At 64.7% G+C, this 7,810-nt stretch carries 9 protein-coding genes; 3 read left to right on the top strand and 6 right to left on the bottom strand.

Annotation, left to right across the window (positions count from 1 at the left end; translation table 11 throughout):
* Window positions 1-406: 406 nt before the first annotated feature.
* Window positions 407-1,939, top strand: coding sequence for a YifB family Mg chelatase-like AAA ATPase (locus B3605_RS14010; protein WP_113168694.1), 1,533 nt, complete (start codon window positions 407-409; stop codon window positions 1,937-1,939).
* Window positions 1,940-2,016: 77 nt separating this feature from the next.
* Here the strand turns inward: B3605_RS14010 and B3605_RS14005 are convergent, their stop codons facing one another.
* The 3 genes from B3605_RS14005 to B3605_RS13995 form a co-directional block, all read right to left on the bottom strand.
* Window positions 2,017-2,316, bottom strand: a complete 300-nt coding sequence (locus tag B3605_RS14005; protein ID WP_112945208.1) for a putative quinol monooxygenase — start codon at window positions 2,314-2,316, stop codon at window positions 2,017-2,019.
* Between the two features lie 129 nt (window positions 2,317-2,445).
* Window positions 2,446-3,408, bottom strand: coding sequence for a cysteine synthase A (gene cysK, locus B3605_RS14000; protein ID WP_112945209.1), 963 nt, complete (start codon window positions 3,406-3,408; stop codon window positions 2,446-2,448).
* Window positions 3,409-3,541: 133 nt separating this feature from the next.
* Window positions 3,542-4,159 (bottom strand): LysE family translocator, encoded by a 618-nt coding sequence (locus B3605_RS13995; protein ID WP_047506924.1) that lies wholly within the window; start codon window positions 4,157-4,159, stop codon window positions 3,542-3,544.
* Between the two features lie 256 nt (window positions 4,160-4,415).
* On the opposite strand from B3605_RS13995, the gene B3605_RS13990 reads away from it, so the two are divergent.
* The gene (locus tag B3605_RS13990; RefSeq protein ID WP_018902719.1) at window positions 4,416-4,931 is read left to right on the top strand and encodes a Dps family protein; all 516 of its coding nucleotides are present in this window, start codon (window positions 4,416-4,418) and stop codon (window positions 4,929-4,931) included.
* Between the two features lie 22 nt (window positions 4,932-4,953).
* On the opposite strand, the gene B3605_RS13985 is transcribed toward B3605_RS13990, so the two are convergent.
* A complete protein-coding gene (locus tag B3605_RS13985; RefSeq protein ID WP_112945210.1) occupies window positions 4,954-5,859 on the bottom strand; it encodes a DMT family transporter in 906 nt (301 codons plus the stop codon).
* A gap of 102 nt (window positions 5,860-5,961) precedes the next feature.
* Between B3605_RS13985 and B3605_RS13980 the strand changes: the two genes are divergently transcribed.
* Window positions 5,962-6,420, top strand: coding sequence for an Lrp/AsnC family transcriptional regulator (locus B3605_RS13980; protein ID WP_112945211.1), 459 nt, complete (start codon window positions 5,962-5,964; stop codon window positions 6,418-6,420).
* A gap of 4 nt (window positions 6,421-6,424) precedes the next feature.
* Here the strand turns inward: B3605_RS13980 and B3605_RS13975 are convergent, their stop codons facing one another.
* Both B3605_RS13975 and dut read right to left on the bottom strand, forming a co-directional pair.
* A complete protein-coding gene (locus tag B3605_RS13975) occupies window positions 6,425-7,324 on the bottom strand; it encodes a GNAT family N-acetyltransferase (protein WP_112945212.1) in 900 nt (299 codons plus the stop codon).
* A complete protein-coding gene (gene dut / locus B3605_RS13970; protein WP_296434530.1) occupies window positions 7,324-7,794 on the bottom strand; it encodes a dUTP diphosphatase in 471 nt (156 codons plus the stop codon). The genes B3605_RS13975 and dut overlap by 1 nt, the downstream gene beginning before the upstream one ends.
* Window positions 7,795-7,810 lie beyond the last annotated feature (16 nt).

The raw sequence follows: 7,810 nt of genomic DNA, 5'->3' as shown, positions 1-7,810 counted from the left end.
ACGAGCCCGAGGATGACGCCGCGACTGAGGAAAGCCTTTACTCTTCAGTCGCTTAGCGCCATTTCAGTGTTGGGGAGGCGACGTCCACCCAACCCTCCACCGTCATGCTCGGGCCTGTCCCGAGCATCTAAGCACGCCGCAACGAGTTCGACGTGCGTGGATCACTCGCACTACGTTGGCCCCGTAGCCCCAAACGCCGAAACTGCCGTCGCGATCCTCTTCCTCCCCACCTTTGTTCCACCCATACAACCCGCCACAACCACGCCACATCAATGGCGCGCAATTGTTCATTTATTGTTCTTGTTTCATTCCAATTTCTATGCCAGATTGCAATCCGCGACCATGATGGGTCGCGGTTTCAGGTGCAAGGGGTTGCACCACAGGGATCTGGGCCGAGGGGTTGGGCATGGTGGCACGCGTCAGCACGGTTGCATTCCAGGGCATAGAAGGGGTTCCGGTCGAGGTCCAGGTCATGGTCGCGCCCGGCAAGCTGATCACCCAGATCGTCGGCCTGCCCGACAAGGCGGTGGCCGAAAGCCGCGAGCGGGTGCATGCGGCACTCCATGCCTCCGGCCTGGCGCTCCCCGCCAAGCGCATCACCGTCAACCTCGCCCCCGCCGATCTTCCCAAGGAAGGTAGCCACTTCGATCTTCCCATAGCACTCGGCCTGATGGCAGCCCTCGGCGCCATTCCGGCGGACGCGCTTTCAGGCTATGTCGTCATCGGCGAACTCAATCTCGACGGCACGATCGCCGCCGTCAACGGCGCGCTGCCGGCCGCGATCGGCGCCAACGCGATGGGGAAAGGCCTGATCTGCCCGGCCGAAAGCGGCCCCGAGGCCGCCTGGGCCGGCGCCGAGCTCGATATTCTGGCACCCCGCAGCCTGATCGCGCTCGCCAATCATTTCCGTGGCACCCAAGTGCTCTCGCGCCCCGAGCCGTCGATCCGCGCCACCGCCGCCAATCTTCCCGATCTCGCCGATATCAAGGGCCAGGAGAGCGCCAAGCGAGCGCTGGAAGTGGCGGCCGCCGGCGGGCACAATCTGCTGATGGTCGGGCCGCCAGGTTCCGGCAAGTCGATGCTCGCCGCCCGCCTGCCGTCGATCCTGCCGCCGCTCTCGGCCGCCGAGCTGCTTGAAGTCTCGATGATCCACTCGATCGCCGGCCAGCTCTCCGGCGGCAAGCTCTCCGATCGACGGCCGTTTCGCACCCCGCACCATTCCGCCACCATGGCGGCCCTTGTCGGCGGCGGTTTCCGAGCGCGTCCTGGCGAGGCGTCGCTTGCCCATCACGGCGTGCTCTTTCTGGACGAGTTTCCCGAGTTCTCGCCGCAGGCGCTGGATGCGCTGCGCCAGCCGCTGGAAACCGGCGAGTGCATCATTGCGCGGGCCAATCACCGCGTCAGCTATCCCGCCACGATCCAGCTGGTGGCGGCCATGAACCCCTGCCGCTGCGGCATGGCGGGTGAGCCCGGCCATAGTTGCGCCCGTGGTCAGCGCTGCATGGCTGATTACCAGGCCCGCATCTCCGGCCCGCTGATGGATCGCATCGATATCAGGATCGACGTGCCCGCCGTCTCCGCCTTCGACCTGATCCGCCCGGCGCCGGCCGAAAAGAGCGCCGACGTCGCCCGCCGTGTCGCCCGCGCCCGTGATCTGCAGCGAGACCGCTTCCGCGCCGCCGGCCTCGGCGAGACCGGCACCAATGCTCGCTGCTCCACCGCCATGATCGAGACCTACGCGGCCCCCGATGCATCCGGCCTGCAGCTTTTGCGTGACGCCGCCGAAAAGATGAAGTTCTCCGCCCGCGGCTACCACCGCGTCCTCAAGGTCGCCCGCACGCTTGCCGATCTCGACGGCCAGGAGATGGTCGGCCGCATCCACTTGGCCGAGGCGATCTCCTACCGCATGGCGGGCGAGCGGTTGACGGCGGTGGCATGAAGGAGAGGGGGCGAGCGAAAGCGGACGGGCAGTCGGAACGTCGTCGCTGCCTTGCCGGAGCGCAGTAGTCCGGTGCCTCAGGTCTCGCGCTGTGCGCCGACCTCGTAGCTCTGGAGCTTGCGGTCATGAATGCCGAGTGCTGGCCATGCGGCGCGCCAGTCGCTTAGGTGCGCGGTTTGGAAATGGCGGTCGAGCGAGGCTTGGTCGCGCCAGCGTTCGGTGACGTGAACGAGGCCGGGCTCGAGCACGTCCTCAGCGTAGGAATAATCCAGGCAGCCGTCTTCGGCGCGGCTCATCTCCACCATGCGCTGCATCACGGGGCGTGCGAGCGCGAGGTTCTCATGGGGGAGGCGGATGGTTCCGACGATCAACAGCATAGGGTGGCTTGCTTACGTTAGGAGGTTGGCGGGGGGCGACAGTGGAAAGGGCGCCGAAGCGCCCTTTTGATAACGAAGTAAAGCGTGAAGTGCGGATGCTGGGAACCGCGACACGCTTCAGCCCGATCCTCAGCCGCCGAGGCCTTCGAACAGTGCCGTCGAGAGGTAGCGTTCGGCGAACGACGGGATGATCACGACGATAGTCTTGCCCGCGTTTTCCTCGCGGGAGCCGATCTTGATCGCGGCGGCAAGGGCCGCGCCCGAGGAGATGCCGACCGGCACGCCTTCGAGGCGGGCGACGTGGCGGGCGGTTTCGAGCGCGGTCGCGCTATTGATGGTGACTACCTCGTCATAGATGTGGGTGTCGAGGATGGCGGGCGCGAAGCCAGCGCCGATGCCCTGGATCTTGTGCGGACCCGGCTGGCCGCCCGAGAGAACCGGTGATTCCTCCGGCTCGACGGCGATCACCTTGATCTCGGGCTTCTTCGACTTCAGCACCTGGCCGGCGCCGGTAATCGTTCCGCCGGTGCCGATGCCCGATACCAGGATATCGACCGTCCCATCCGTGTCGTTCCAGATCTCCTCGGCGGTCGTCTTGCGGTGGATTTCGGGGTTGGCGGGGTTTTCGAACTGCTGCGGAATCATCGCGTCGGGCAGCGTCGCGGCAAGTTCCTCGGCCTTGGCGATCGCGCCCTTCATGCCCTTCGGCCCCTCGGTCAGCACCAGCTCGGCGCCGAGCAGCGCCAGCATCTTGCGGCGCTCGACCGACATGGTCTCGGGCATGGTGAGGATCAGCTTGTAGCCCTTGGCGGCGGCGGCGAAGGCGAGCGCGATGCCGGTGTTGCCCGAGGTCGGCTCGACCAGCGTCGTCTTGCCTGGCGAAATCTTGCCCTGCGCTTCCAAGGATTCAATCATCGCCACGCCGATGCGGTCCTTGACCGAGGCGATCGGGTTGAAGAATTCGAGCTTGGCCAGAAGGTTGGCCTTCACGCCCTTTTCCTTCGCGAGCTTGTCCAGTCGAACGATCGGGGTATCGCCGATCGTTTCCGTGATCGAGGAGTAGATGCGGCCGCGGCCCGGTTTCTTCGACATGATAAGGCTCCCTTGATGAAATATAGAGTGAGAATAGGGTCTAAGCCGGTGGTCGGCCAGAGTAGCTTCACCCGCCAACCCTGTGGTTCAGAGAAAAAACCCTTTGCGAACCACGGTTTAGCGGATGATTTTTTCAGGCCGCGCGGGTGGCGATGAAGGCCGCGGTGCCCGCCAGGATGCTCGCCGCCACCCTGTTCAGCGCCTGCAGCGCCCGTGGTTGCTTCAGCAGCGTGCGCGCCCGCGATGCCAGCAGCATATAGGGGATCAGCACCACCAGAAGCACGACGAAAGTGGTCAAAAGCAGCAGGCCGTATTCGCGCATCCCGACGCTGTCGATGCTGATCAGCGTCGGCACCAGCGCGACGTAGAAGAGCATCGTCTTTGGGTTGCCGAGTGTCACCAGCAGGCCGGAAAGAAAGCTCATGCCGATATTGCTGGATTTCTTCGCGGCGATGTCTTGCGGCAGGAGGCCCGCGGTCCAGAGCTTGTAGGCGATATAGCCGAGATAGAGCGCGCCGAGAATCTTGATGACGATGAACACCTCGGTGAAGGTCTGCGCCACGAAGGCGAGGCCAAGGATCACGGCGGTGAGATAGGTCATGTCGCCGAGCACCAGCCCAAGGCCCATGAAGAAGGTCTCGCGGAAGTTCGAGCCCAGCGCGCGGGCAACGATGGCGGTGATGCCGGGGCCGGGAATGGCGGCGGCGATGAACAGCGCCGCGGCATAGGCGAAGAGTGCGGTGAACGACATGTGAGCCTCCCAATCGGCTGTGTTCTACGCCTCTTGCCGGGCCGTTTCAACAGGCCGTTGGGTAGCCTCAACGGGGCGGATTTCCGGCGCGGGCATTCTGTCACGGGCGTCTGCTATTGACGCCTCGGGTCGCGGTTCTAGTTCTCGGTTGGTGGCGGATGTCTGGCCTCAGCCGGAGCCGGAATTGTCGGCCACATGGGGGACGCAACCCGTTCCGGCACCCGTATCACGCCGATCTGGCGAAGGAGAAAATTTCATGTCGACACCCGTCGAAAAGCGCAAGACCGCGGCCCTCGCAACCCCGACCGATCTGAAGAGCAACGCCATCCAGGATATCTCGGGCGCGCTGGCAGCGCTTCTGGCCGATACCTTCGCGCTCTATCTCAAAACCAAGAATTTCCACTGGCACATGTCCGGCCCGCATTTCCGCGATTATCACCTGCTGCTCGACGAGCATGCAGAGCAGATCTTCGCCATCACCGACGAGATGGCCGAGCGCGCCCGCAAGATCGGCGGCACGACGCTGCGCTCCATCGGCCACATCGGCCGCCTGCAGCGCTTGGCCGATAACGACGCCGACTACGTGACGCCGGAGGACATGCTGGCCGAACTGCGTGACGATAACCGCCAACTGATCTCGCTGATGCGCGAGACCCACGACGTCTGCTCCGAACACAACGACGTCGCCACGACAAGCCTTCTCGAAAACTGGATCGACGAGGCGGAGCGCCGCCACTGGTTCCTCTTCGAGATCACCCGCCAGGCGAAATAATCGCCGCTTTCTGGTCCAAGGCTCAGGCCCGGACGCCCCGCAGTGCACCTTTCAGCCGTGCCGGCGTCCAGCCAAGATTCATGCCCGCCGCCGCCAGAAGAATGATGGCGGCGCCGGCGATCTGCAGCGGCTGCAGCGCGTGGCCGAAGGCGACCCGGTCGACGACGATCGCCGCGATCGGGTAGAGGAAGGATAGCGCGCCGGTCAGGTGGATCGGCAGCTTCTGGATCGCGCCGTAGAGCAGCACATACATCAGCCCCGTATGCACGACGCCCAGCGTCACCAGCAGCGACCACGTCGCGCTGTCATAGGGCAGGGCGGAGAAGTCCGTCATCGGCGCCAGCATCACCACGCCGGCCGAAACCTGGATCAGCGCGATAAGGTGCGGCGGCGTGCCCTTCAACCATTTCGCGGCCAGCGCCGCCAGTGCGTAGAAGAAGGCCGCGCCCAGCGCCATGGCGATGCCGATGGCATAATCGCCGCCCGCGCCCGCCACCTGCGGCTTGCCCTCGACGATCCCGATCATGCCGATGAATGCCAGTACCAGCCAGAACAGCTTCGCCGCGGTGATCCGGTCGCCGAGAAACAGGGCGCCGAGCCCGAGCAGCATGAAGGGCTGCGTATTGTAAACGGTGGTCGCGACCGAGATCGACGTATGCCCATAGGCGCCGAAGAGCAGCAGCCAGTTGAACACGATGGCGACACCCCCGAACACCGCGATCGTAAAGGCACGCAGCCCGATCGTCCCGGGCTTCAGCAATCCCATCGCCGCGCAGACGACAAGCAGGCTGATCGCCCCGAACAGGCAGCGCCAGAAGACGACGCCGCTGACCGGTTGGCCCGACATCACGACGAACCAGCCGATCGTCCCCGAAATCAGCATCGCCGCTGTCATCTGCATGCTGCCGCTGCGGATATCCTGTTGCATTCCCGTCTCCCGTTATTGAGAGCAAGGATATTGCGACGGCGACACCATTTATATAATCGTGAAGCGTCAGATGGCGGATTTCACCTTTCATCGTGAGGCGAAATGAGCGTTCAACCTAACAATGATCTCGACGATATTGATCGCCGCATTCTCGAGGCGCTGGCCGCCGATGCGCGCATGTCGCTGAAGGAGTTGGCGCAGGCAGCCGGTCTCTCGTCGCCCAGTGCCGGCGAGCGTCTGCGCCGGCTGGAGGAGCGCGGCGTCATTTCCGCCTTCACCGTCGATATCGATCCCACGGCCCTCGGCTATCCGCTGCAGGCGATCGTCCGCGTCCGGCCGCTGCCGGGGCAGCTGCATGTGGTGGAGCGGATCATTCAGGAGACGCCGGAGTTCGTCGAATGCGACAAGGTCACCGGTGATGATTGCTTCGTCGCCCGCCTCGTCGTCCGCTCCATGGCGCAGCTGGACACGATCCTCGACAAGGTCGCGGAAAAGGCCGAGACCAGCACGTCGATGGTGAAGGCCTCGCCGGTAAAGCGCCGCCTGCCGCCGCTGAGCTGAAAGCCTAGAAATCCGCCATCGGCGAAAGCATCGCCGGCCGGTCGAGACTGATGTCGAGATCGGTGCGGATCATGAATTGCGTACCGCCGTCGATCAGCCGCGCCTCGCCCTGCCAGCCGAGCTTGTCCGGCGAAAACAGAACCTCGACCGCTAGAGGCGCAATGCCGAGTCCGCCGAGGATGGCCCCAAGCGGCGGAATGGTCGAAGCAATCACATCCGACAGCACGAATGTGTTGTCGTCCCCCACCTTCCAGGCGATCACCGCCTGCCGGTCCTCCAGCCAGCTCAGCCGCACATCCGGATCGAACTGCGTGTTGATCAGGAACATCGCCGCGCTCTCGCAGACCGCCAGAGCGTCTGACACCGGCGTGCGGGATTTCAGCGTCCGCTGCAGCAGCGCAAGATCCTCGGGATTCCATGGGTCGAGCGTCCGCGCCGGCTGGGCGCTCATGACAGGCTCCGGCGCCGCGCCGGCATAAAGATGCATCGGCAGCGAGCGGAAGCCATAGGGCGTGTAGAGATCAGGCTTGTCCGTATAGAGCACGATAGCCTCGAAGCCCTGGACCGCGCACCAGTCGAGCGCCTTTCGGGTCACGTCGCGATAAAGCCCGCGCCCACGCCAGGGCGGCCGCACGGCGCCCGATTGCAGGCCGGCGGCGTTGATTTCGCGGCCGTTGATGACAATAGGCATGGCGAAGGCAGAGAGATTGGCGGCCAAAAGACCGGTCTCGTCGAACCAGCCGAAGGGCATGCTGGTGGGATCGGCGCCGCCGAGGCGCTTCAGCGGGTCGAGATCGATACCGAATGTATCAGAGAGCAGCGACACCAGCGCCGACCAAGCCTTGTCGTCGGCAAAATAGTCCTGCCGAAAGGTGAGGCCGGAGCTATCGGTCGCCTTTTCCATCACACGCCCGTGGAGCCGAAGCCGCCGGCGCCGCGCGCCGTGGTGCTCGCCTCGGTGATCTCGGCGACGCGCGCCTGCGTCACCGGCGCGATCACCATCTGGGCGATGCGCATGCGGCGGGTGATCTCGAACGGCTCCTCGCCGAGATTGATCAGGAGCACCTTCACTTCGCCGCGATAATCGCTGTCGATCGTGCCTGGTGTGTTGAGGCAGGTGATGCCGTTCTTGAAGGCGAGGCCGGAGCGCGGGCGGATCTGGCCTTCGAAGCCCTCGGGGATCTCGAAGATCAGTCCCGTCGGCACCAGCGCCCGCTGGCCCGGCGCAAGCACCATCGGCGCACCGTCGTCTACGGCGGCGCGCAGGTCCATGCCGGCGGCGCCCTTGGTTTCATAGGCGGGCAGCTCGATGCCTTCGCCATGGGTGAGACGCAGGAGATTGAGGGTCGGGCGGGTATCGGTGTGAATGGTCATGCGCCATTACTTTGCC

Source organism: Rhizobium sp. UBA1881, assembly GCF_002338015.1.
Taxonomy (GTDB): Bacteria; Pseudomonadota; Alphaproteobacteria; order Rhizobiales; family Rhizobiaceae; genus Rhizobium.
The sequence above is the reverse complement of the archived record's forward strand: the minus strand, read 5'-3'. Positions and strand labels throughout refer to the sequence as shown.